The organism is Microlunatus sp. M237, assembly GCF_056896895.1.
Window position 1 is genome coordinate 275,595 of the sequence record NZ_JBXHBL010000003.1, and the last position, 20,785, is coordinate 296,379.

The window sequence follows — 20,785 nt, forward strand, 5'->3', positions numbered from 1 at the left end:
ACGCTCCGAGGAGCTCTCCGGCCCGCGCGCTGGACCCGGTTCTCACCGAGCTGGGTGTTCGAACCTAGTTCTCACCGAGCTGGATGTTCTTGGCGACCTTGCCCATCTTCTTGTTCAGCTTGCGCGCTTCCTTCTTCGCATCCTTGGCCGCCTGTGCGGCGCGGGCGCGGGTGTCCTTGGCCAGCGAAGCCGCCGCGGCCTGGGCGCGCTTGCGGTCCTTGGTGCTCTGCTTGAGCTGCTTGGCCGCCTTCTTCTTCGCCCGGCGGCTGCCGGCGACGACGGCGCCGACCAGCACCGCACCCTCGGCCAGGGCCTGGTCGGTGATGCCGCGGGTGTCCTTGGAGAGGCGGTTGACCGACTTACGGGTGTCCTTGGCGATCGCGGTGCCACCGCGGTGCGCGCGCCAGGCCAGGCTCGGCCGGCCTTCGGTGTCCATCGAAGCCAGCAACGCGCCACCGAGCAGGCTGGCGTCCCGAATGAACTGCGCCCGGTCGGTCGCCCGCTCTTCGGAGGTCTGCCGGGTCCAGAACGGGTGGTTGGCCAGGGTGCTCGGCACCTGCGACGCAGCGAGCAGGGCGGCGCCGAGCCGGCGACCCTTCCCGCTCGCCAGGGCGAGCCCACCGGCGAGCTGCATCGCGCCGTTGATCCGGACCAGGGTGGCGGTGTCCTCGGGGATCGCGGCGGCGATCTGCTCCGGTGCATACCGCTTGGCCAGCGGGACCAGCTTGTCGGTCAGCGGCTCGGCCGCCGGCACCAGGGGGTACGGGTTCTTGACGGATTTGACCCCACTCACGATGAAGTGGGAGGCGAGCAGGGTCCGGGCAGCGGCGCGCAGCAAGGTCATGGGGATAAACCTAGCCGCCCCGACCAGTCTTGTTGAAGAGAGGGCCGGACTTGTCGCACGCCAGGTGCGAACTTGTCCGCCAGCGAGCCCGTGCTGATCACCGGTCGACGGCCGGGCGACGAAAGCTCGGATCGAGGTTCTCCACTGTCGGTGGTCTGGGCTACCGTGAGCCGCATGTGCGGTCGCTACGCCTCATCAGCCAGCCCGGAGGACCTCGCAGAGGAATTCGAGGTGGACGAGATCGTCGACGGCCTCGGCGTTCCGGACTACAACATCGCCCCCACCGTGGGCGTCCCGGCGGTGTTCGAGCGGCGCGTTCGAGACTCCGACCAGGTGGTGCGCCGCCTCGGTCCGCTGGTCTGGGGCCTGGTGCCCTCCTGGTCCAAGGCGGCCACCGGCGGCGCCAAGATGATCAACGCCCGGCTGGAGACGGTCGCGGTGAAACCGTCGTTCCGCAAGGCGTTCACGGCCCGGCGCTGTCTGCTGCCGGCCGACGGATATTACGAGTGGTACACCCCGGAGGCCGCGACCACGGCCCTGGGTCGACCGGTGAAAGGCCGCAAGCAGCCCTTCTTCATCCACCGCAGCGACGGTCGGCCACTGGTGATGGCCGGCATCTACGAGATCTGGCGCGACCCGACGAAGGACCGCACCGATGACTCGGCCTGGCTGCGCACCTGTGCGGTCATCACCACCCAGGCGACGGACGCCCTCGGGCACATCCACGACCGGATGCCGATGGTGATCGGCTCCGACCGCTACGACGCGTGGCTGGACCCGAAGCTCACCGACGCCGACGCTGCGCTGGAGCTGCTGCAGGTCACCGAGGCCGACTCGCTGGAGGCCTATGCGGTGTCCACAGCGGTGAACCGGGTGCAGAACAACGATCCGTCGCTGATCGAACCGCTGACCGAGGACCTGAGCGACGAGAACGTGCGCGATGATCATCGGCCGGCAGCGGCCGGCGAGCAGGAGCAGGACCGCCTGCTGTGAGCACGACCGGAGCTTCCTCGGCCGTGCTGGAGGTGGACACCCCCGTCGGGCCCGGCCGGCTCTTCGTCGACGCCGCGACTCAGCCGCGACTGACGCTGGTGCTCGGGCACGGCGCCGGCGGCGGGGTCGACGCCGCCGACCTGGCCCTGCTCGCCCGCGCCCTGCCGCCGCGCGGAATCTCTGTCGTCCGGTTCGAGCAGCCGTGGCGGACGGCTGGACGCAAGGTCGCCGTCGCGCCACCGCGGCTGGACGAAGCCTGGAACGCCGCCGTCGGCGTGGTGGCGGCGTCGGCCGGCGCCGGCCCGCTGGTGCTGGGCGGGCGCAGTGCCGGTGCCAGGGTCGCCTGCCGCACGGCCGACGCCCTGGGAGCGGTCGGGGTGGTGTGCCTGGCCTTCCCCCTGCACCCGCCCGGTCGACCGGAGCGCTCGCGGGTCAGCGAGCTGGCGGCGCCCTCGGCTCCGCGGCTGGTGCTCCAGGGCAGCCGTGACACGTTCGGGGGTCCGGACGACGTCCGGGCGGCGCTGGCCGACGTCGCGGAACCCGGCGAGGTCGAGCTGGTCGAGCTGCCGGGGGCGGACCACGGCTTCCGGGTCCCGAGCCGCGCGACGTTCAGCCCGGCGGACCTGCGCGAGCGCGTCGTCGCTGCGGTGGCCGCCTTCCTCGACCGGCTGCCCGTCGATCCCGGCCGAGCGCGGGAATAAGGTCTGCTCGCCGACGTTGTAGTCGTCGTGAGCGCAGCAGAAAGACTTCTCTCCCGGCCGGACCCGGCGCACGGGGGACCTGCGGCGAGTTCGCCGGTACTCTCGTATGTGATGACCATTCCCACTTCTTCGACGGCCCACCAGTCCGCGGAGCTACCCGAGATCACCGACGACGTCGCGAGCATCGAGTCTGAGACGCCGGACCAGCGGCACGCGCGGTTCGAGGCGGACGCGATGCAGTTCCTCGACCAGCTGTACGCCGCGGCGCTGCGGATGACGCGTAACCCGGCCGACGCGGAGGACGTGGTGCAAGAGACGTACGCCAAGGCGTACTCCTCGTTCCACCAGTTCACGCCGGGCACGAACCTCAAGGCCTGGCTCTACCGGATCCTGACCAACACCTACATCAACTCCTACCGCAAGAAGCAGCGCCAGCCGCAGCTCTCCGACGGAGCGGAGGTGCAGGACTGGCAGCTGGCCCGCGCGGAGTCGCACACGTCGAGTGGCCTGAAGTCCGCCGAGATGGTGGCGCTGGAGAACCTGCCAGACTCCGACGTCAAGGAGGCGCTGCAGCAGCTGGCTCCGGACTTCCGGCTGGCGGTCTATCTGGCTGACGTGGAGGGCTTCTCCTACAAGGAGATTGCCGAGATCATGGGAACACCGATCGGGACCGTGATGTCCCGGTTGAACCGTGGTCGGACCCAGCTGCGCAGGCTGCTGGCCGACTACGCCACCGAGCGGGGACTGCTGCGGAGCGAGGGGAGCACGCGATGAACGCGAACACCGGGCCCGACGATGTCGACGACTGCGCCCATGTCCTCGAGCGGGTCTATGAGTTCATCGACCACGAGCTCGACGACGCCAGCGGCGACGCGATCCGCGAGCACCTGGCAGCCTGCGAGCCCTGCCTTCACAAGTACGACGTCGAGCAGGCGGTGAAGTCACTGGTGGGCAAGTGCTGCGGCGGCGACACGGCTCCCTCGCAGCTGCGGGACAAGGTGCTGGCGCGGCTGACCGTGGCCCGGCAGCAGGCGATCAGCGAGGCCTGACCCACCCGCACCGACTACGACCCGCACGACAAGAAGCCCCCATGATGGAGACCATCATGGGGGTTTCGTCGTCTGCAACGACCGTCAGGCGTTGGGGCGCTTGCCGTGGTTCGCGCCCTTCTTCCTGCGGGCGCGGCGCTTGCGGCCAGTCTTGCCCATCTGAGCCTCCTCAGTCGTAGTAGTCCACCGTGGCGCATCGAGGCGTGAACCTCGGTCGCGTCACAAGGACGGCGTGTCCGTGCCGGTGGGCACGGTCGTCCATTCTGCCACGAACGCGCACGAGATGAGAACCTGATCCCGCCGCCTCTCGCCCGCGGCGTGCCCGGGGCGCCCGACTAGGGTGTCAGGCATGCCTTCGATGTCTGAGATCATCGCCGAGCACTCCCCGCTCGACGAAGCCGACCAGGAACGTCTCAAGCTCGTGGTCTCCGAGTGGCAGCTGCTGGCTGACCTGTCGTTCTCCGACCTCGTGCTGTGGGTGCCGGACCACGACGAGAACGTGTTCTGGGCTGCGGCTCAGATTCGGCCGACCACAGCACCGACCGCCTTGGTCGATGACGTGGTGGGGGACCTGATCGCGTACTCGCCCGAGCACCTGGTGTCCGAGGCGTTCATGTCGGGCCAGACCACCCATACCAGCGACGGCAAGCTCCAGGCCGGTATCCCGGTCGCGGTGCACGCCGTGCCGGTGACGATGGGGGACCGGGTGATCGCGGTGATGGAGCAGCACACCAGCCAGCTGGGCGTGCGGGCGCCGAGCTCGTTGGAGCAGTCCTACCTGCGCACGGCGACCGAGCTGGCGCAGATGTTCGCCGCCGGTACGTTCCCCACCGCTGCCGACCACACCGACCAGGCCATCTCGCCGAGGGTCGGCGATGGCTTCATCCGGCTCGACCGCGACGGGGTGGTCGAGTACGCCAGCCCGAACGCGCTCAGCGCCTACCGCCGGCTCGGGCTGATCGGCGACCTGATCGACGAGCACCTGGCCACCTTGACAGTCACCATGCTGCCGAAGCCGTCGGGACCGGTCGACGACTCGCTGGAGTCGGTGCTGTCCGGGCGCAGCCCACGCCGCACCGAGGCGGTCCTGGGCGACGCCCACCTGCTGATCCGGGTGCTGCCGCTGGTCCGCGACGGCGAACGGCTCGGGGCCATCGTGCTGTGTCGCGACGTGAGCGACCTGCGCAGCCGCGAGCGCGAGCTGGTCACCAAGGACGCCACCATCCGCGAGATCCACCACCGGGTGAAGAACAACCTGCAGACGGTGGCCGCGCTGCTGCGGATGCAGGCGCGCCGGATGTCCTCCTCGGAGGCCAAGGTCGCTCTGAACGACGCCATGTCCCGGGTCGCCTCGATCGCCATCGTGCACGAGACGCTGTCCCAGGCGTTCGACGAGCAGGTGGAGTTCGACAAGGTGGCCGACGGGCTGCTGCGGATGGTCGGCGACGTGGCGGCGGCCTCGGGCGCCGTCTCCGCCAAGCGGATCGGCACCTTCGGGGTGGTGTCGGCGGATCTGGCCACCGGGCTCTCGATGGTCATCACCGAGCTGTGTCAGAACGCTGTCGAGCACGGGCTGGCCGACACCTCGGGTGAGCTGCGGGTGCTGCCGAGCACGGCGGACGGCCGGCTGCGGGTCGAGATCCTGGACGACGGGCGAGGCCTGCCGCCCGACTTCGACTGGCGCAAGTCCCGCAGCCTGGGCCTGTCCATCGTGTCGACGCTGGTCGAGGATCTCGAGGGCACCGTCGAGCTCGGTCCCAACCCAGCGGGGCGCGGGACCCGAGCAGTCATCGACATCCCGCTGCTGCGGCGCTGAGCCGGGCCAGGAGTCGGCAGCGGCCGGTGCGCGACCGGCGGGGTCAACGAAAAAAGGCGCCGGGCCACTGGCCCGACGCCTTCGCGCTTGCTGGATTATTGATTCAGATGATTATGCGGTTCGAATTCGTGCTCGAGCTGCACGCCGCTTGAGTGCGCGTCGCTCGTCCTCGCTCAGTCCGCCCCAAACACCATGATCCTGTCCTGCTTCCAGCGCCCACTGCAGGCAAGCGTCCTTCACATCGCATCGCCGGCATACTTGCTTGGCCTCTTCGATCTGGAGAAGGGCGGGGCCGGTGTTCCCAATCGGGAAGAACAGCTCCGGATCCTCATCCAGACAGGCGGCCTTATGGCGCCAATCCATGGCGTACTCACTCCTATCTAGGCTCTCGGGCGAGTGCCGCCCTCAAGATCTCATGCGTTGTCGGTGCCCTCGACGGCGAACGCACCGACTCGGTGTCAACACTTTCAACTATTCGCTACCAAAACAAGAGCAATCTGCGTTGACTGGCTCACATTCCAACCGTGTTACGACTTCGCGCCCCGGTTGCCGGTCGCCTCGCTTGTCGATGTCAAGTGCAGCGCGCCGTAGAGTGTCGGCCGTGACATCCACCTCCTCAACGATACGAACCCGGATCTTGTTCCTCGCCGCGGCCGTGCTCAGCGTCGAAGCGGTGGTGTGCGTGGTGTTCGGCGTGATCGAGGTCACCGAGATCCGGATGGCCAGGTTCGTGGTCGGCGCCGGCACCGCTGTGCTGATGTTCGCGTACGGCGCGTTCTTGGCAGCGATCGCCCGTGGCGTCGCGCTCGGGCGTCGGTGGAGCCGTGGACCCGGGGTGGCCACGCAGCTGCTGCACCTGCCGATCGCCTGGAGCTTCCGCGACGGCGCCACCTGGGGGGTGGCCCTGGCCCTCGGCCTGTCGTCGCTGCTCGTGCTGGTCTGCCTCGTGCTCCCCTCATCGACCCGGGTGTTCCTGACCGACCCGGAGGAAGGCGCAGACGGACCGCCGGCGCCCTGACGACGGCGGAAGGATCAGTCCTCAACCGCGATGGTCTGCGCCACCGTGAGGTCGTGCTGAGCCTCGGTCTCGGCCTCCTGCCTGACCCGCCGCAAGAACGTCTGCGTCCGCTCCTCGCGCGGGTGAAGCAGCACCTGCGCCGGCGAGCCCTCCTCGACCACCACACCCTGGTCCATGAAGACCACCCGGTCGGCCACCTCGCGGGCGAAGCTCATCTCATGGGTGACCACGATCATCGTGGTGCCCTCGTCGGCCAGGCGTCGCATCACCCCGAGCACCTCCCCGACCAGCTCGGGGTCCAGCGCCGAGGTCGGCTCGTCGAAGAGCATCAGCTCCGGCTTCATCGCCAACGCGCGGGCGATGGCCACCCGCTGCTGCTGGCCACCGGACAGCTGGGAGGGATAGAAGTTGGCCCGATCGGCCAGCCCGACCATCTCCAGCAGCTCAAGCCCTTGGGCGCGGGCCTCCCGCTTGGAGAGCCGCTTCACCTGGGTCGGGGCCTCGATGATGTTCTCCAGGGCGGTCTTGTGCGGGAAGAGGTTGAACCGCTGGAAGACCATCCCGATCCGCGCCCGCTGGCGGGCGATGTCGGCGTCGGTGCGGCGGTGCAGCCGGCCCTTGCGCTCCTCGATGCCGATCAGCTCGCCACCGACCCAGATCCGGCCACCGGTGAGGATCTCCATCTGGTTGATCAGCCGCAGGAAGGTTGTCTTGCCCGAGCCGCTCGGACCGAGGAGGCAGACCACCTCGCCGGTGTCGACGGTGAGGTCCACGCCCTTGAGCACCTCGTTGCTGCCGAAGGTCTTGCTGACATTGACAGCCCGGACCAACGGGGTGGCGCTGGGTTCGGTCCGGTCAGCCCCGAGGGAGGTGGTGGACGCGGCCGGGACGTGACTCGCCGGATTGCTCACTTGGCACTCCCCGCCGCCAGGCCGACGGTGGCCAGCTCCTTGTCCGAGCGGACCGTGGCGCCGAAGCCGCGACCGAAGTGACGTTCCAGGTAGGACTGGCCGACCATGAAGATGCTGGTGATGACCAGGTAGTACACCACCGCCGCCAGGTAGGAGGGCACGATCTGATAGGTCCTGCTGCCGATGGCGCCGACCTGGTAGAACAGCTCCGCGGTCAGCGGCAGCGCGATCAGCAGTGAGGTGTCCTTCATCATGGCGATCGTCTCGTTGCCGGTCGGCGGCACGATCACCCGCATCGCCTGCGGCAGGACGATCCTGATCATCGCCTGCCGCGGCTTCATCCCCAGCGCCTGGGCCGCCTCGGTCTGACCCTTGTCGACGCTGAGGATGCCGGCCCGCGCGATCTCGGCCATGTACGCCGCCTCGGAGGCGCCCAAGCCGATCACCGCACCGACGAAGCCGCTGAACAGCAGGTTGGCGTCGATGGTGAAGAACCGCCAGTCACCCGACAGCCCGAACCACTCGATCAGCTTCCAGTCGAAGGGAAAGCCGAGCGCGATGCCCTCGGGGAAGATCAGCCCCATCCCCGCGCCCATGATCGTCAACAGCACGATCCGCGGGATCGAACGGAAGAACCAGGTATAGGCCCACGACACGGCGCGCAGCACCGGGTTGCTGGACAGCCGCATGACGGCCAGGATCACCCCGCCCACCACACCGACGACCATGGTGGCGAAGGTCACCAGCAGCGTGCCCTTGAGCAGTCCTTCGATCACCGGTCGCTGGTTCATCACCTGCAGCACGAACGCCCAGTCGAAGACCGGGTTGAAGATCAGCATGTTGAGCAGCATCAGCAGCAGCACGGTGATCACCGCGACGGCCACCCAGCGCCCGTAGTGGCGAACCGGAACGGCCGAGATCAGTCCCGGCCGTTCCTCGGTGCCCGGTGTGGCCGTCATCTCACGGGTTGACGGCGAAGTCGGTGATGGCGCCGTTCTCGACGCCCCACTTGGCCAGAGCAGCCTGATAGCTGCCGTCGGCCTGGACCGCCTTCAGCGCTGCGGCCAGCGCTTCGGCGAACTCGGTCTGGTCCTTGGGGACGACATAGCCGTAGGGCGCGGCCTCGTAGACGTCACCGAGCAGCTCCATCTTGCCGGCCGACTGCTTGACGGCGTAGGCGGTGACGGGGGAGTCGGCCAGCATGGCGTCGGCCCTGCCGCTGACCACGGCAGCGGTGGCCTGGTCCTGGCCCTCGAACGGCAAGATCTTGATCTTGTTGGCGCCACACTTGGCCTGCCGGGCGGGCAGATCTTCCTCCTGCTGCACCGTCTTGTCCTGCACCGCCACGGTCTTGCCACACGGGTCGTCGAGCGTCACGCCCTTCGGGTTGCCGGCCGGCGTCGCCCATTGGGTCCCGGCCGAGAAATAGCTCACCATGTTGACCTGGGTCTTGCGCTGCTCGTTGATGGTGAAGGACGAGATGCCCATGTCGTACTTGCCGCCAGTCACGCCGACGATGATGGTGTCGAAGCTGGACGGTTGGAACTCGGCCTTCACGCCCAGCTTGGCAGCGACCGCGTTGAACACGTCCACGTCCATGCCCTGCACCGTCTTGCCGTCCCCGGCGAGGAACTCGTTGGGCGCATAGCTGGCGTCGGTGCCGATGACGATCTTGCCTGCGGTCTTGATCTTCTCAGGCAGCTTGGCTGCGAGGGCCGGGTCGACACTGGTGGCCGTGGTGGGTGTGGTCTCACCGGCCGGCTCACCGGACAGCGAGTCGGAGCCGCATGCGCTCAAAGCCATCGTGGTGACGGTGGCCAGCACCAGACCCATCTTGACGCGGACGTTCACAAGTACCTCCTGTTGCGGGCGCTCGCCCTCGTGATGCGGCGCCCATCCTGACGACGGACCTCGGTGTCCCGAACGAAATCCTCGCACGCCGCACAAGACGTGCGCCGCGTGTACCGGTGATCGCAACCTGATTGTCGGCTTTCGGAACCTGATCGACATCGGGGTTGCGGTACGCGCTGGGCGGCGCACGCCGGTCAGATCAGCCGACCGGCTCCGGCGGACGGCAGGGCGACGAAATGGGCCGGGGCACCGAAACCGGCGGTGGCGAACTCGTCGTGGATCCGGGCGGCGACGGCTGAGGCCGAGCCCGCCTCCACCAGCGCGATGATGCAACCGCCGAAGCCGCCGCCCGTCATCCGGGCCCCGACCGCGCCCGCCCGCCGGGCCGCTTCGACGGCGAGGTCGACCGTGGGGACGGTGATCTCGAAGTCGTCGCGCATCGAGGTGTGCGACGCGTCCAGCAGAGGGCCGAGCCGACGGTAGTCGCCGGCGCTGAGCACCTCGACCGCCTCGAGCACGCGGGCGTTCTCCGTCACCACGTGGCGGACCCGGCGCTGCATCACCGGGTCGTCCAGCCGCCCCAGGGCGTCGTCGAGGTCGGTGACGTCGCGCAGAGCCGCGACGCCGAGGATGGCCGCGGCCTGGTCGCAGGTGGCCCGGCGGGTCGCGTACTCGCCGTCCACATGCGAGTGCGGGGTGCGGGTGTCCAGCACCAGAATCTCCAGACCGGCGGCGGGCAGGTCGAGCCTGACCTGTTGGGTGTCGAAGCTGCGGCAGTCGAAGAAGAGGGCATGGTCGGCGGTGCACATCGTCGACGCGGCCTGGTCGAGCAGCCCGGTCGGAGCTCCGACGAAGGCGTTCTCACAGCGTCGGGCGAGCTTGGCCCGGTTCAGCGGCTCGATCTGGAGGGCGTTCAGGTCGGCCAGGACGGTCAACGTGGCGCACTCGAGCGCGGCCGAGGAGGACAGGCCGGCGCCCAGCGGTACGTCGGAGGAGAGCACCAGGTCGGCGCCGCCCACCGCATGACCGGCTTCCTCCAGCGCCCACACCACGCCGGCGACGTAGGCCTGCCATCCGGCCATGCCGGGGACCAGCTCCGCACGGGTGAAGGTCTCGGTGCTGTCGTTGTTCAGTGACGTCACCCGCCAGCTGTCGTCGTCACGCGGCGCGGCCGCCATCATCACCCGCTGCGGCAGGGCGTACGGCATCACGAAGCCGTCGTTGTAGTCGGTGTGCTCCCCGATCAGGTTGACCCGACCCGGTGCCGCCCAGACGCCGGTGGGTGGGCGTCCCACCCGGCTGGTGAAGTCAGCGGCGAGGTCGTTCGGCGTGGTCACGGTCATCTGGGAACCCTATCGAGTCGGTGACGGCGCAGGGGGCGGGGTGGCGCGCCCGCCCCGGGGTGCGTCAGTCGTCCTCCAGATCGTCGTCCAGGCGGGCCAGCCAGGTGGCGAGCCGCTCCACCGGGACCTCGAACTCCGGGTTCAGGTCGACGAATGTACGCAGCTGCTCGGCGAGCCACGCCAAGGAGACCTCGTCGTCTCCTCGGCGTGACTCGAGCTCCTCAATGCCGCGGTCGGTGAAGTACATCCACCACAGCCATCAGCTGAAGGCAACTTCCATCAGTTCGCGCTGCTGCACGTCATGCGCCTTGGCCGATCCCACCGACGGGGCCGACGAGGACGGCCGGGTGACCGGCTGCAGGTCCACCGTCACCGAGGGATCCACCGCGGTCAGCGCCCGCGGCAGGTTGAGCGCCATGAACGGCCAGGCGCCCTGGTTCTCCGGCTCCTCCTGCACCCAGCGGACGCTCGTCGCGTTGGGATAGCCCGCCAGCACGTCGACGATCTCCTGGGCCGGCAGTGGATACAGCCGCTCGACGGCGACGATGGCCACCGAGTCGTCCACGTTGCGCTTCGCGCGCTCGGCTGTCAGCTCCCAGCGCACCCGGCCCGAGCACAGCAGGACCGTACGGACGGCGTCGCGGTCGGTCACGCTCGGATCGGCCAGGACCGGCTTCCAGCTGCCCGAGGTGAAGTCCTCGGGGTCAGAGGTCGCGGCCTTCATCCGCAGCATCTTCTTCGGCGTCATGACCACCAGCGGACGGTGCCGCTCACCGAGCGCCTGTTGCCGCAGCATGTGGAAGTGGCTGGCCGGCGTTGACGGCTGCGCGACGGTGATCGCCTCTTCCGACGCCAGCTGCAGGAACCGCTCGATCCGGGCCGAGCTGTGGTCCGGGCCCTGACCCTCATAGCCGTGCGGCAGCAGCAGCACCACGCCCGACTTCTGCGTCCACTTGGCCTGCCCGGAGGTGATGAACTCGTCGATGATGATCTGCGCACCATTGGCGAAGTCACCGAACTGGGCCTCCCACATGACCAAGGACTCGGGCCGCGCCACGGAGTAGCCGTACTCGAAGCCCATCGCCGCGTACTCGCTCAGCAGCGAGTCGAAGACGAAGAACTTGCCCTGGCCCTCCTCGAGGTGGCGCAGCGGCACCCAGCTCTCACCGGTCTCGCGGTCGACGACGGCGGCGAACCGCTGCACGAACGTGCCCCGGCGGGTGTCCTGGCCGGTCAGCCGGACCGGGCGTCCCTCGACCAGCAGCGAGCCGATGGCGAGGATCTCGCCGGTGGCCCAGTCGATCGGACCCTGGGTGATGGAGGCGGCGCGACGCTGCAGCTGGGGCAGCACCTTGGGATGCACCGTGAAGCCGTCCGGCACATTGGTGTGCGCGTCCGCGATCTGCTTCATCGTCTCCAGCGTGATCGCGGTGCCATGGCCGGCGGCGGACTTGCTCGGATAGACCGGCACCCGGCGGTACGGCGTCTCCTCCGACGTGGTGGTCGTGTCCCGCACCTCGCGGAACACGCTCTCGAGCCGCTGCTGGAACCTGCTCAGCACCGCCTCGGCGTCCTCCACCGAGATGTCGCCACGACCGATCAGCGCCTCGGTGTAGAGCTTGCGGGTGGAGCGCTTCTTCTCGATCAGGTCGTACATCTTCGGCTGGGTGAAGCTCGGGTCGTCACCCTCGTTGTGGCCACGGCGGCGATAGCAGACGATGTCGATGACGACGTCCTTGTTGAACTCCTGCCGGAAGGCGAACGCGAGGCGCGCCACCCGGATGCAGGCCTCGGGATCGTCGCCGTTGACGTGGAAGATCGGCGCTTGGACCATCCGGGCCACATCGGTGCAGTACATCGAGGACCGCGACTCGGTCGGAGAGGTGGTGAAGCCGACCTGGTTGTTGACGATCACGTGGATGGTGCCACCGGTGCGATAGCCGCGCAGCTGGGACAGGTTGAGCGTCTCCGCCACCACGCCCTGGCCGGCGAAGGCCGCGTCGCCGTGCATCAGGACCGGCAGCACCGGGAACTCGTTGCCGCGGTCGAGGATGTCCTGCTTGGCCCGGGCGATGCCTTCCAGCACCGGGTTGACGGCCTCCAGGTGGCTCGGGTTGGCGGCCACCGAGGTCTTGATGGTCGCGCCGCTGAGGGCAGAGAACTTGCCCTCGGCACCCAGGTGGTACTTCACGTCGCCGGAGCCCTGGACGGTCCGGGGATCGATGTTGCCCTCGAACTCCTGGAAGATCTGGGCGTACGACTTGCCGACGATGTTGGCCAGCACGTTCAGCCGGCCGCGGTGCGGCATGCCGATGCACACCTCCTCCAGACCGGAGTCGGCCGCCTGCTCGCAGATCTCGTCCAGCAGGGCGATGGCGGACTCGCCGCCCTCCAGGCTGAACCGCTTCTGACCGACGAACTTCGTCTGCAGGAAGGTCTCGAAGATCTCGGCCTCGTTGAGCTTGTCCAGGATCCGCAGATGCTCCTCGCGCGGCAGGGACTCGTGCGGGCGCTCCACCCGGTCCTGGATCCATTTGCGCTGAGTCGGCTCCTGGATGTGCATGTACTCGATGCCGATGGTGCGGCAGTAGGTGTCACGCAGGATGCCGAGGATCTTGCGCATCTTCATCAGACCCTGGCCACCCGCGAACGAGCCGGTGGCGAACTCTCGGTCCAGGTCCCACAGCGTCAGGCTGTGGGTCTGCACGTCGAGGTCGTGGTGGCTGCGCTGGCGATACTCCAGCGGGTCGGTGTCGGCCATCAGGTGACCGCGGACGCGGTAGGCGTTGATCATCTCGAAGATCCGGGCCTGCTTGGAGACCTGGTCCTCGTGGTTCGCGCTGACGTCCTGGGCCCAGCGGATCGGCTCGTAGGGGATCCGCAGTGCCGAGAAGATGTCGTCGTAGAAGTTGTCCTCGCCGAGCAGCAGGGCATGGAGGCGGGCCAGATACTGACCGGACTGGGCGCCCTGGATGACACGGTGGTCGTAGGTGGAGGTCAGCGTCATCACCTTGGAGACGCTCATCTCGCTGAGCCGGTCGGGGTCGGAGCCCTGGAACTCCGGCGGGTACTCCATCGAGCCGACACCGATGATGGTGCCCTGGCCGCTCATCAGCCGCGGCACCGAGTGGCTGGTGCCGATGGTGCCGGGGTTGGTCAGCGTGATGGTCGTGTTGGCGAAGTCCTCGACGGTCAGCTTGTTGTTGCGCGCCTTGCGCACGACCTCCTCGTATGCGGCCCAGAACTGGGCGAAGTCGAGGGACTCGCAGTTCTTGATCGACGGGACCAGCAGCTGGCGGGTGCCGTCCTCCTTCTGCATGTCGATGGCCAGACCGAGGTTCACGTGGCGCGGCACGACCATGGTCGGCTTGCCGTCGATCTCCTCATAGCCGTTGTTCATCGCCGGCACGGCCTTGAGGGCCTGCACCATGGCGTAGCCGATGAGGTGGGTGTAGGACACCTTGCCGCCACGGGCACGGCGGAGATGGTTGTTGATGACGATGCGCTGGTCGACCAGCAGCTTCACCGGCAGCGAGCGGACGCTGGTCGCGGTGGGGACGCTCAGCGAGATGTCCATGTTCTTGGCCGTACGGGCCGGGGCTCCGCGCAGCGTGGTCTTCTGCGGCTCGGACGGGGCGACGTCGGGTCGGTGCGACGGGTTGGGCGGATCGGCCGGCAGTCCGCCGACGTTGCCCGGCTTGCTCGGCCGTGCCTCCTTCACCGAGTTCGGCTTCTCCACGCTGGAGGCTGGGCGGGTGGGCGAGCCCTTCGCCGCGGTGCCGTTCGCGGCCTTGGCCGCGGTGCCGTTCAGCTGCTTGTCCGCGGGAGCGGACGTCGCGGCCGGGCCCGAGCTCTGCTGGGGTGCCGCCGCGGTCGTGCTGGGCTTGGTCGCTGCTCGCTGCGGGGCGGGGCTGGTGGCATTATCGCGGCCGGGCTGCGCGGCAGGGGAGGCGCCGGACTTCTCGGCGGACCCGTTCGAGCCCGTGGTCGTCTCCGCGGCTGCGTTGTGGGTACGGAAGTACTCCTGCCAACTGGCGTCGACCGAGTTGGGATCTGCGCGGTACTGGTCGTACATCTCCTCCAGCAGCCAGTCGTTGGCACCGAACTCGACGGGGGAGTCGGCCAGCGAGGCAGAACTTGAGGGGCCGTTGGTGGGTTGGTCGGGCGCGGGGGCCACTGTCGCCTTCTTCCGTTGCGTTTCATCTCATGTCGGCAGGGGCCTACCTGCCGTCGTCCCTAGGCTACCCAAGTTTACGTACCAGAGGTCGGGTGGTTGCAGCGTGGCGACGGAACCGGGCCGACCGGGTCACTCAGGCCGACGGTGCGGCGCAGCTGGGCGTGCCGGATGTCATCGCCATGTCCGCGGCCGCGCAGCGCGATCCACAGGGCGCCGGCAACACCGTCACCCGATCGGAGCACCGGAGCGTTCAGGTGGTTCAGCCGGCGGGTCAAAGCCGCGGATACCGGACCCGGCCGGGTCGCGACGGATCCCGCCAGCACGACCGGCTCGCCCGGGACCGGGTCGAGCGACGACAGCGTCTGCCACAGCAGCAAGGCGGCTTCCTCGGCGATCACGGCCGCCCGCGAGTCGATACCGGCGAGGTCGGTGACCAGGGGGGCGAAAGCGGCGAGCCAGGACGGTGACCGCGAATAGCAGGCCTCGACCAGGCCGCTCTGGTCGGCAGCGCCGCTGTGGCGGAGGACGGCGCGCGCCAAGGGGCCGAGCGGTCTGCCGGTCTGCAGGTCCTCGAGGGTGGCCCGGACCGCCGCCCGACCCAGCCAGAAGCCCGAACCGTCGTCACCCAGCAGCCACCCCCACCCGTCGCGACGGGCAGCCAGCTCATCGCCCTCGACCCGGCCGGCCACGGCCCCGGTGCCACCGACCAGGACGTAGCCCGCGACGGCCGGCGTGGCGGAGCAGAAGGCCACCGCCAGGTCGGAGACCACGCGCGGCAGCACCGCCAGGCCTGCTGGTGCCAGCGCGCCCAGGTAGGCCGCATCGCCGACGACCCGGGTGGCGCCGGCAAGTCCGACGACCAAGGTGGCGACCCGGGTGGGAGCCAGCGGGTCGAGCTCGGACAGGGCGGCGGACGCCACCCGGCGGATCTCGGTCGCGGAGCCGTGCACCCCGACGTTCGTGGGGTTGCCGGGCCCGCCGTCGGCGACCGCCAGCACCCGGCCCTGGGCATCGGCCACCGCGACCCGGGTCGCTGTGCCGCCCACGTCGGCACCCACGTACAGCTCGGTCACGGCTCCTCCGCTCGAAAACGTCGGAAATGTAACGGCGTGTTGCAAGTTCGTGCAATACCTGCCGCAAATAACTGCAGCACATCACCATCTGTGTTTAGGTGTCCATACTCATCCAGCGGGAGAGAGGAGCAGCCGGTGCGCAGGTTCCCCGGCCGCCCCACCAGCCACGACCGATCCGATCTCGCCAGCTCGGCTCGGAACCAACTGACCTCGCCAGGCGTCGGGTCACGCCAACGATCCTGTCCGCCGGAGCACGCCACCTCGACGACGAGATGGACACCTTCCATGAAAGGTATGTGATGACAGCGGACAAGAAGCCCCTACAACGTCGCCAGTTCCTCAAGGTCGCTCTCACTGCAGCGGCTCTCGCACCCATCGGAGGCGGCCTCGCCTCCTGCGCCGCCGGCGGCGGCGACACCCCGGCCTCGAGCTCGGGGCCCTCGGGAGCGGTCTCTGACACCAACCCGTTCGGCGTTGCTGACAACTCGACCATCGACGCCGTGATCTTCAACGGCGGCTACGGCATCGACTACGTCAAGTTCGCCGCGGACCAGCTCAAGAAGGGCCTACCGACCGTCACGGTCAAGATCGCCCCGTCGACCAACATCGCCCAGGAGCTGCAGCCACGCTTCGTCGGCGGCAACCCGCCGGACCTGATCGACAACTCCGGTGCCAACGCGATCGGCATCAGCACCATCGTGGCCCAGCTGGAGGACCTGACCCCCGTTCTGGATGCGAAGAACCTCGAAGGCCAGGTCATCAAGGACACCCTTTACAGCGGCGTCACCACGCCCGGCACGTTCGAAGGCAAATTCGTCGCCCTCAACTACAGCCTGACCGTGTACGCGCTGTGGTATTCCGCCTCGCTGTTCGAGGAGAACGGCTGGACTCCACCGAAGACGTGGGATGAGGCTTTCGAGCTCGGTGGCAAGGCGAAGGAGAAGGGCAAGTACCTCTTCGTCTGGGGCAAGGAGGCAGCCACCTACTACCAGACGATGGCCATCGCCTCCGCGATCAAGGAGGGCGGCGACGAGGTCCGGCTGGCGCTGGAGAACCTCAAGCCGGACTGCTGGTCGCTGCCGGCGGTGCAGGCCACCTTCACCGCGTTGGAGAAGATCGTCAAGGCGGGCTACTTCAAGCCAGGCGGCTCCGGGACCCAGTTCACCGCCGCCCAGGCGCAGTGGTCGAACAACGAAGAGGCCATCTTGTATCCGTCGGGCTCGTGGATCGAGAACGAGATGAAGAAGCAGATCAAGCCGGGCTTCGACATGACCGGCGCTCCGGCGCCGACGGTCACCAGCGACAGCGCACTGCCGTACTCGGCCCTGCACAGCACGGCCGGCGAGCCCTTCGTCGTGCCGTCTCAGGCGAAGAACGTGGCTGGCGGCAAGGAGCTGCTGCGCGTGATGCTCTCAAAGGAGGCGGCGACCAACTTCGCCAAGACCATCCTGGCCCCGACCATCGTCAAGGGCACCATCCCGGCCGACGGCTTCGGCTCCACAGCTCTGGTCTCGCAGACCGCCCTGCTGGAGGCCGCCGGGGCCGATATCTTCTCCTGGATCTTCGTCGAGTACTACGGCATGAACACCGACCAGCTGGTCGTGTGGAACGCCTTCTTGGACGGCAAGGCCGACGTCGCCGCCCTGACCTCGAGGCTGCAGCAGATCACCGACAAGGTGGCGGGTGACAGCTCGGTCACGAAGATCGAGATCACGTGACGGCAGTCGTCGCGCCGCCGCGCACGGACGGGGCCGGACCTGGCCCCGTCCGGTCGCGGCGTTCCCCCAGGACGCGGCTGACCTTCGACAAGGTGAGCTTTATGGCCGTCTTCTTGGGTCTGCCGCTCGCCATCTACGCCATCTTCGTCCTGTCGCCGTTCGTGCAGGCCTGCTACTACGCGCTCACTGACTGGTCCGGGTTCACCCCGACCCAGAACTTCGTCGGGCTGGAGAACTTCCGCAAGCTGCTCGACGACGACATCTTCATGACGGCGCTGGGGAACAACATCTTCCTGGCGCTCGTGTTGCCCGTGATCACCTTGGTGCTGAGCTTCACGCTGGCCAACCTGGTCACGGTCAGTGGCACCAACCGTGGTCAGACCCGGGGGCTCAAGGGCTCCGGCTTCTATCGGACGGTGTCGTTCTTCCCGTACGTCATCCCGGCCATCGTGATCGGCATCATGTGGGGCCAGATCTATGACCCGAGCGCCGGTCTGCTGAACGGCGTGCTGACCCGGATCGGTCTGGATCGGTTCGCCTCGTTCGCGTGGCTGGGCGATGAGCGCACCGCGATGCTGGCCAGCGTCTTCGTGATCGTGTGGAGCATGGTCGGCTTCTACATGGTGTTGTTCGTGGCCGCGATCAAGGGGATCCCGGCCGAGCTCTACGAAGCGGCGCGGATCGACGGCGCCGGCCGGTTCCGCACGGCGGTGACGATCACCTTGCCGCTGGTCCGCGACAACGTGCAGACCGCCTGGATCTATCTCGGCATCCTCGCCCTCGACGCGTTCGTCTACATGGCTGCGCTGAACCCGGGCGGTGGGCCGGACAACTCGACGCTGGTGATGTCGCAACAGTTGCTGACGACCGCGTTCCGCAAGGGTCAGTTCGGTCTCGCCTGCGCCATGGGAGTGATCCTGGCCGTGGTGACCCTCGCCTTCGCGGCCGTGGTGTTCACCGTCAACCGCCTGCTCGGCGGGAAGGAGGATCGATGACCGCCACCCTGACCGACCGCCCCAGCGCCCCCGCCACGGCCGCCCCGCGCAAGGTCAAGGCGTCCGGCTCGGAGCGTGTCTTCGGCACCGTGTCGCACACCGTGCTCATCATCTGGGCCGTGATCGTCGTCGCGCCGCTGTTGTGGACGCTGGTGACGTCGTTCAAGACCACCCGGGCGATCTTCGCCTCGCCGTTCTCGCTGCCCACGTCGCTCAACGTCGAGAACTACGTCAACGCCTGGACCACCGCGGGGATCGGGAGATATTTCGTCAACACCGTGCTGGTGGTGACCTCGGCGCTGGTGATCGTGATGATCCTCGGAGCCATGTGCGCCTATGTCCTGGCGCGGTTCGAGTTCTTCGGCAACCGGGCGATCTACTACCTGATGCTGGCCGGGCTGACCTTCCCGGTGTTCCTGGCCATCGTGCCGTTGTTCTTCGCGCTGAAGAACTTCGGGCTGCTGAACACGCTGCCCGGGTTGTCCTTGACCTATGTGGCGTTCGCGCTGCCGTTCACGGTGTTCTTCTTGTTCTCGTTCTTCAAGGCGCTGCCGGAGGAGATCGCCGAGGCGGCGGCCCTGGACGGCGCAGGGGAGTGGTCGACGTTCTTCCGCGTGATGCTGCCGATGGCCAAGAACGGGATGGCCTCGGTGCTCATCTTCAACTTCCTCGGGCTGTGGAACCAGTTCCTCATCCCGGTGGCGCTGAACACGAATGTCAACAACTACGTCTTGTCCCAGGGGATGGCCAACTTCGCCTCCCAGGCCGGCTATTCGGTCGACTTCGGCGCCTTGTTCGCCGCCGTCGTGATCACGGTTGCCCCGGTGCTGGTGGTGTACATCATCTTCCAGCGTCAGCTGCAGGGCTCGGTGTCGCAGGGCACGCTGAAATAGGCCGCAGCGGTCCCGCCCGGGTGATTCGGTCACGGGCGTGCCGGTGTGCCGACGGGCGTCAGCGAGCGCCAAGCCAGCTGGCACACCGCCACGGTGAAGACGACCAGGGCGACGTTGCGCAGCGCCGTCACGATCGTGGCGAGGACCGTCATCACCTGCCCCTGTTGGCCCAGCAGGCCGTCGTAGAGCAGCGGGTAGACCAGATGCGTGAGCAGCGCCAGGCCCAGCAGCCCGACCGCCAGCCTCGACACGTCGCGCCGGCTGGGGGCGCCTTCGGGGTCGAGCGTGTGGCGGAGCAGCAGGAGCACGGCCATCGGTCCGCCCATCCACAGCAGATACTGCGGGCTGAGCGTCTTGTTGGTGACCGTCATGATCGCCACGGTGGCCAAGATAACCAGCCCGACAGCGGTCGGACTGGGGTTCGCGCAGCGGAAGGCGCGCACGAAGAGCGCGATGATCACCACCAGGCCCGCGACCGTGGCCAGGTCACTGAGCCGCAGGAAGACGGTCACGGCGGGGCCGAAGATCTCGAACGCCTGGAACTTCGACATGTCGACCACCCAGTCGCCGGAGCTCACCGCGCGGGCGATCATCAACGGGGTGGCCCAGATCGACTCGATCTGCAGCCCGCGGCCGGACTGCCAGGTGAGCGGGGAGACCAGCCGGGTCCAGCCGCCGGCGACCAGGCTGAGCAGCGCCAGCCCGAAGCCCACGCCGACGAACCCCCAGGTGACCGCGCGACGGTCGGGCTTGTGCGCCAGAAACGCCGGCAGCAGCAGCGCCGGCCACAGCTTGATCGCCGCACCCAGGCCGGTCAGGGCACCGGTCACCCACGGACGCCGCCGGGCCGCCAGCAGCGCTCCACCGGCCAGCACCGCCGGAAGGATGTCGAACCGCAGGTGCGACAGCGGGCCGATCAGCAGCACGAAGAGCAGCCAGAAGTCCACCGACTCGTCGTGACGGCGGCCCGCGCTGCGCCACAGGGCGTACGTGAAGGCGGCGTCCAGCAGCATCATCACGGCGACGAAGGCGATGAGATAGCCGACCCGGGAGCCGCCGGTGACGGCATGCGGCAACCACAGGATCCAGGCGACCGGGGTGGGATATTCGGTCAGCGTCTTGGCCAGGCCGACGTCGAACAGCGACTCGATCTTGCGCCAGTAGTAGAAGACGTCGCCGACCACGAACCGCTCCACGGTGGCGAGCACGCCGAGGATCGCCAGTCTGGTCACCAGCCAGCCGATGACGACGAGTCGGCCACCGCGGTGTCCTGCGTACCACCGCTCGATGCGTCGGGGGACCGAGACGGTCCGGGCGTGATCGGGCGATGATGCTTGCGCAGACACGAGTCGCTTCCAGCTGGGGTGGACAGGGCTGGCCGAAATCTATCACCGGGCTCCGGT

General features: G+C 68.3%; 20 protein-coding genes. 9 read left to right on the plus strand and 11 right to left on the minus strand.

Translation table 11 applies throughout. From position 1 onward, the window contains the following. Positions 1 to 64 precede the first annotated feature (64 nt). The gene (locus tag AC1XX3_RS12340) at positions 65 to 844 is read right to left on the minus strand and encodes a DoxX family protein (protein ID WP_483321443.1); all 780 of its coding nucleotides are present in this window, start codon (positions 842 to 844) and stop codon (positions 65 to 67) included. A 174-nt stretch (positions 845 to 1,018) separates the two neighbouring features. Here AC1XX3_RS12340 and AC1XX3_RS12345 point away from each other — a divergent pair, with 174 nt between their 5' ends. The 4 genes from AC1XX3_RS12345 (at position 1,019) to rsrA (ending at position 3,587) form a co-directional block, all read left to right on the plus strand. After that, positions 1,019 to 1,837 carry an SOS response-associated peptidase gene (locus AC1XX3_RS12345; protein WP_483321444.1) on the plus strand — a complete coding sequence of 273 codons (819 nt, stop codon included), beginning with the start codon at positions 1,019 to 1,021 and terminating at the stop codon, positions 1,835 to 1,837. Continuing rightward, complete coding sequence (locus AC1XX3_RS12350) at positions 1,834 to 2,538, plus strand: alpha/beta hydrolase family protein (RefSeq protein WP_483321445.1); 705 nt, start codon at positions 1,834 to 1,836, stop codon at positions 2,536 to 2,538. The genes AC1XX3_RS12345 and AC1XX3_RS12350 overlap by 4 nt, the downstream gene beginning before the upstream one ends. 111 nt (positions 2,539 to 2,649) lie before the next feature. Next, a complete protein-coding gene (locus AC1XX3_RS12355; RefSeq protein ID WP_483321446.1) occupies positions 2,650 to 3,312 on the plus strand; it encodes a sigma-70 family RNA polymerase sigma factor in 663 nt (220 codons plus the stop codon). Beyond that, positions 3,309 to 3,587: a mycothiol system anti-sigma-R factor gene (gene rsrA / locus AC1XX3_RS12360; RefSeq protein ID WP_483321447.1), complete on the plus strand. Its 279-nt coding sequence runs from the start codon at positions 3,309 to 3,311 to the stop codon at positions 3,585 to 3,587. Before AC1XX3_RS12355 ends, rsrA begins: the two co-directional genes overlap by 4 nt. A gap of 84 nt (positions 3,588 to 3,671) precedes the next feature. On the opposite strand, the gene AC1XX3_RS12365 is transcribed toward rsrA, so the two are convergent. Continuing rightward, positions 3,672 to 3,746 (minus strand): 50S ribosomal protein bL37, encoded by a 75-nt coding sequence (locus AC1XX3_RS12365; protein ID WP_369797015.1) that lies wholly within the window; start codon positions 3,744 to 3,746, stop codon positions 3,672 to 3,674. A gap of 190 nt (positions 3,747 to 3,936) precedes the next feature. On the opposite strand from AC1XX3_RS12365, the gene AC1XX3_RS12370 reads away from it, so the two are divergent. Further along, positions 3,937 to 5,403: a sensor histidine kinase gene (locus AC1XX3_RS12370; protein WP_483321448.1), complete on the plus strand. Its 1,467-nt coding sequence runs from the start codon at positions 3,937 to 3,939 to the stop codon at positions 5,401 to 5,403. Between the two features lie 111 nt (positions 5,404 to 5,514). Here the strand turns inward: AC1XX3_RS12370 and AC1XX3_RS12375 are convergent, their stop codons facing one another. Further along, positions 5,515 to 5,766: a WhiB family transcriptional regulator gene (locus AC1XX3_RS12375; protein WP_179757867.1), complete on the minus strand. Its 252-nt coding sequence runs from the start codon at positions 5,764 to 5,766 to the stop codon at positions 5,515 to 5,517. A gap of 238 nt (positions 5,767 to 6,004) precedes the next feature. Here AC1XX3_RS12375 and AC1XX3_RS12380 point away from each other — a divergent pair, with 238 nt between their 5' ends. After that, positions 6,005 to 6,421, plus strand: coding sequence for a hypothetical protein (locus tag AC1XX3_RS12380; protein WP_483321449.1), 417 nt, complete (start codon positions 6,005 to 6,007; stop codon positions 6,419 to 6,421). Between the two features lie 14 nt (positions 6,422 to 6,435). On the opposite strand, the gene AC1XX3_RS12385 is transcribed toward AC1XX3_RS12380, so the two are convergent. The 7 genes from AC1XX3_RS12385 to AC1XX3_RS12415 all read right to left on the minus strand — a co-directional run bounded on the left by AC1XX3_RS12385 (position 6,436) and on the right by AC1XX3_RS12415 (position 15,776). Next, positions 6,436 to 7,251 (minus strand): amino acid ABC transporter ATP-binding protein, encoded by an 816-nt coding sequence (locus AC1XX3_RS12385; protein ID WP_483322094.1) that lies wholly within the window; start codon positions 7,249 to 7,251, stop codon positions 6,436 to 6,438. 77 nt (positions 7,252 to 7,328) lie between these two features. Continuing rightward, complete coding sequence (locus AC1XX3_RS12390; RefSeq protein ID WP_483321450.1) at positions 7,329 to 8,291, minus strand: amino acid ABC transporter permease; 963 nt, start codon at positions 8,289 to 8,291, stop codon at positions 7,329 to 7,331. A 1-nt stretch (position 8,292) separates the two neighbouring features. Then, positions 8,293 to 9,183 carry an ABC transporter substrate-binding protein gene (locus AC1XX3_RS12395; RefSeq protein ID WP_483321451.1) on the minus strand — a complete coding sequence of 297 codons (891 nt, stop codon included), beginning with the start codon at positions 9,181 to 9,183 and terminating at the stop codon, positions 8,293 to 8,295. A gap of 194 nt (positions 9,184 to 9,377) precedes the next feature. Further along, complete coding sequence (gene galK, locus AC1XX3_RS12400) at positions 9,378 to 10,526, minus strand: galactokinase (RefSeq protein WP_483321452.1); 1,149 nt, start codon at positions 10,524 to 10,526, stop codon at positions 9,378 to 9,380. Positions 10,527 to 10,590: 64 nt separating this feature from the next. Further along, positions 10,591 to 10,773, minus strand: coding sequence for a DUF6104 family protein (locus AC1XX3_RS12405; RefSeq protein ID WP_483321453.1), 183 nt, complete (start codon positions 10,771 to 10,773; stop codon positions 10,591 to 10,593). 12 nt (positions 10,774 to 10,785) lie between these two features. Next, entirely contained in the window at positions 10,786 to 14,652 is a 3,867-nt protein-coding gene (locus tag AC1XX3_RS12410) for a multifunctional oxoglutarate decarboxylase/oxoglutarate dehydrogenase thiamine pyrophosphate-binding subunit/dihydrolipoyllysine-residue succinyltransferase subunit (RefSeq protein ID WP_483322095.1), read from the minus strand. Positions 14,653 to 14,777: 125 nt separating this feature from the next. After that, on the minus strand, positions 14,778 to 15,776 hold the full coding sequence (locus AC1XX3_RS12415; protein ID WP_483321454.1) for an N-acetylglucosamine kinase: 999 nt from the start codon (positions 15,774 to 15,776) through the stop codon (positions 14,778 to 14,780). Between the two features lie 299 nt (positions 15,777 to 16,075). Between AC1XX3_RS12415 and ngcE the strand changes: the two genes are divergently transcribed. The 3 genes from ngcE to AC1XX3_RS12430 all read left to right on the plus strand — a co-directional run bounded on the left by ngcE (position 16,076) and on the right by AC1XX3_RS12430 (position 19,382). Further along, positions 16,076 to 17,494: an N-acetylglucosamine/diacetylchitobiose ABC transporter substrate-binding protein gene (gene ngcE / locus AC1XX3_RS12420; RefSeq protein WP_483321455.1), complete on the plus strand. Its 1,419-nt coding sequence runs from the start codon at positions 16,076 to 16,078 to the stop codon at positions 17,492 to 17,494. Positions 17,495 to 17,595: 101 nt separating this feature from the next. Further along, the gene (locus AC1XX3_RS12425; RefSeq protein WP_483321456.1) at positions 17,596 to 18,489 is read left to right on the plus strand and encodes a carbohydrate ABC transporter permease; all 894 of its coding nucleotides are present in this window, start codon (positions 17,596 to 17,598) and stop codon (positions 18,487 to 18,489) included. Beyond that, positions 18,486 to 19,382 (plus strand): carbohydrate ABC transporter permease, encoded by an 897-nt coding sequence (locus AC1XX3_RS12430; protein WP_483321457.1) that lies wholly within the window; start codon positions 18,486 to 18,488, stop codon positions 19,380 to 19,382. Before AC1XX3_RS12425 ends, AC1XX3_RS12430 begins: the two co-directional genes overlap by 4 nt. A gap of 29 nt (positions 19,383 to 19,411) precedes the next feature. On the opposite strand, the gene AC1XX3_RS12435 is transcribed toward AC1XX3_RS12430, so the two are convergent. After that, positions 19,412 to 20,728, minus strand: a complete 1,317-nt coding sequence (locus tag AC1XX3_RS12435; protein ID WP_483321458.1) for a glycosyltransferase 87 family protein — start codon at positions 20,726 to 20,728, stop codon at positions 19,412 to 19,414. Between the last annotated feature and the right edge of the window lie 57 nt (positions 20,729 to 20,785).

Excerpts from the sequence above, each read along its gene's own strand:
- AC1XX3_RS12430 (WP_483321457.1), top strand. The coding sequence starts at position 18,486 with ATGACCGCCACCCTGACCGACCGCCCCAGCGCCCCCGCCACGGCCGCC.
- ngcE (WP_483321455.1), top strand. The coding sequence starts at position 16,076 with ATGACAGCGGACAAGAAGCCCCTACAACGTCGCCAGTTCCTCAAGGTC.
- AC1XX3_RS12375 (WP_179757867.1), bottom strand. The coding sequence starts at position 5,766 with ATGGATTGGCGCCATAAGGCCGCCTGTCTGGATGAGGATCCGGAGCTG.
- AC1XX3_RS12425 (WP_483321456.1), top strand. The coding sequence starts at position 17,596 with ATGGCCGTCTTCTTGGGTCTGCCGCTCGCCATCTACGCCATCTTCGTC.
- AC1XX3_RS12370 (WP_483321448.1), top strand. The coding sequence starts at position 3,937 with ATGCCTTCGATGTCTGAGATCATCGCCGAGCACTCCCCGCTCGACGAA.
- galK (WP_483321452.1), bottom strand. The coding sequence starts at position 10,526 with ATGACCGTGACCACGCCGAACGACCTCGCCGCTGACTTCACCAGCCGG.
- AC1XX3_RS12405 (WP_483321453.1), bottom strand. The coding sequence starts at position 10,773 with ATGTACTTCACCGACCGCGGCATTGAGGAGCTCGAGTCACGCCGAGGA.
- AC1XX3_RS12355 (WP_483321446.1), top strand. The coding sequence starts at position 2,650 with ATGACCATTCCCACTTCTTCGACGGCCCACCAGTCCGCGGAGCTACCC.
- AC1XX3_RS12345 (WP_483321444.1), top strand. The coding sequence starts at position 1,019 with ATGTGCGGTCGCTACGCCTCATCAGCCAGCCCGGAGGACCTCGCAGAG.
- AC1XX3_RS12340 (WP_483321443.1), bottom strand. The coding sequence starts at position 844 with ATGACCTTGCTGCGCGCCGCTGCCCGGACCCTGCTCGCCTCCCACTTC.
- AC1XX3_RS12390 (WP_483321450.1), bottom strand. The coding sequence starts at position 8,291 with ATGACGGCCACACCGGGCACCGAGGAACGGCCGGGACTGATCTCGGCC.
- rsrA (WP_483321447.1), top strand. The coding sequence starts at position 3,309 with ATGAACGCGAACACCGGGCCCGACGATGTCGACGACTGCGCCCATGTC.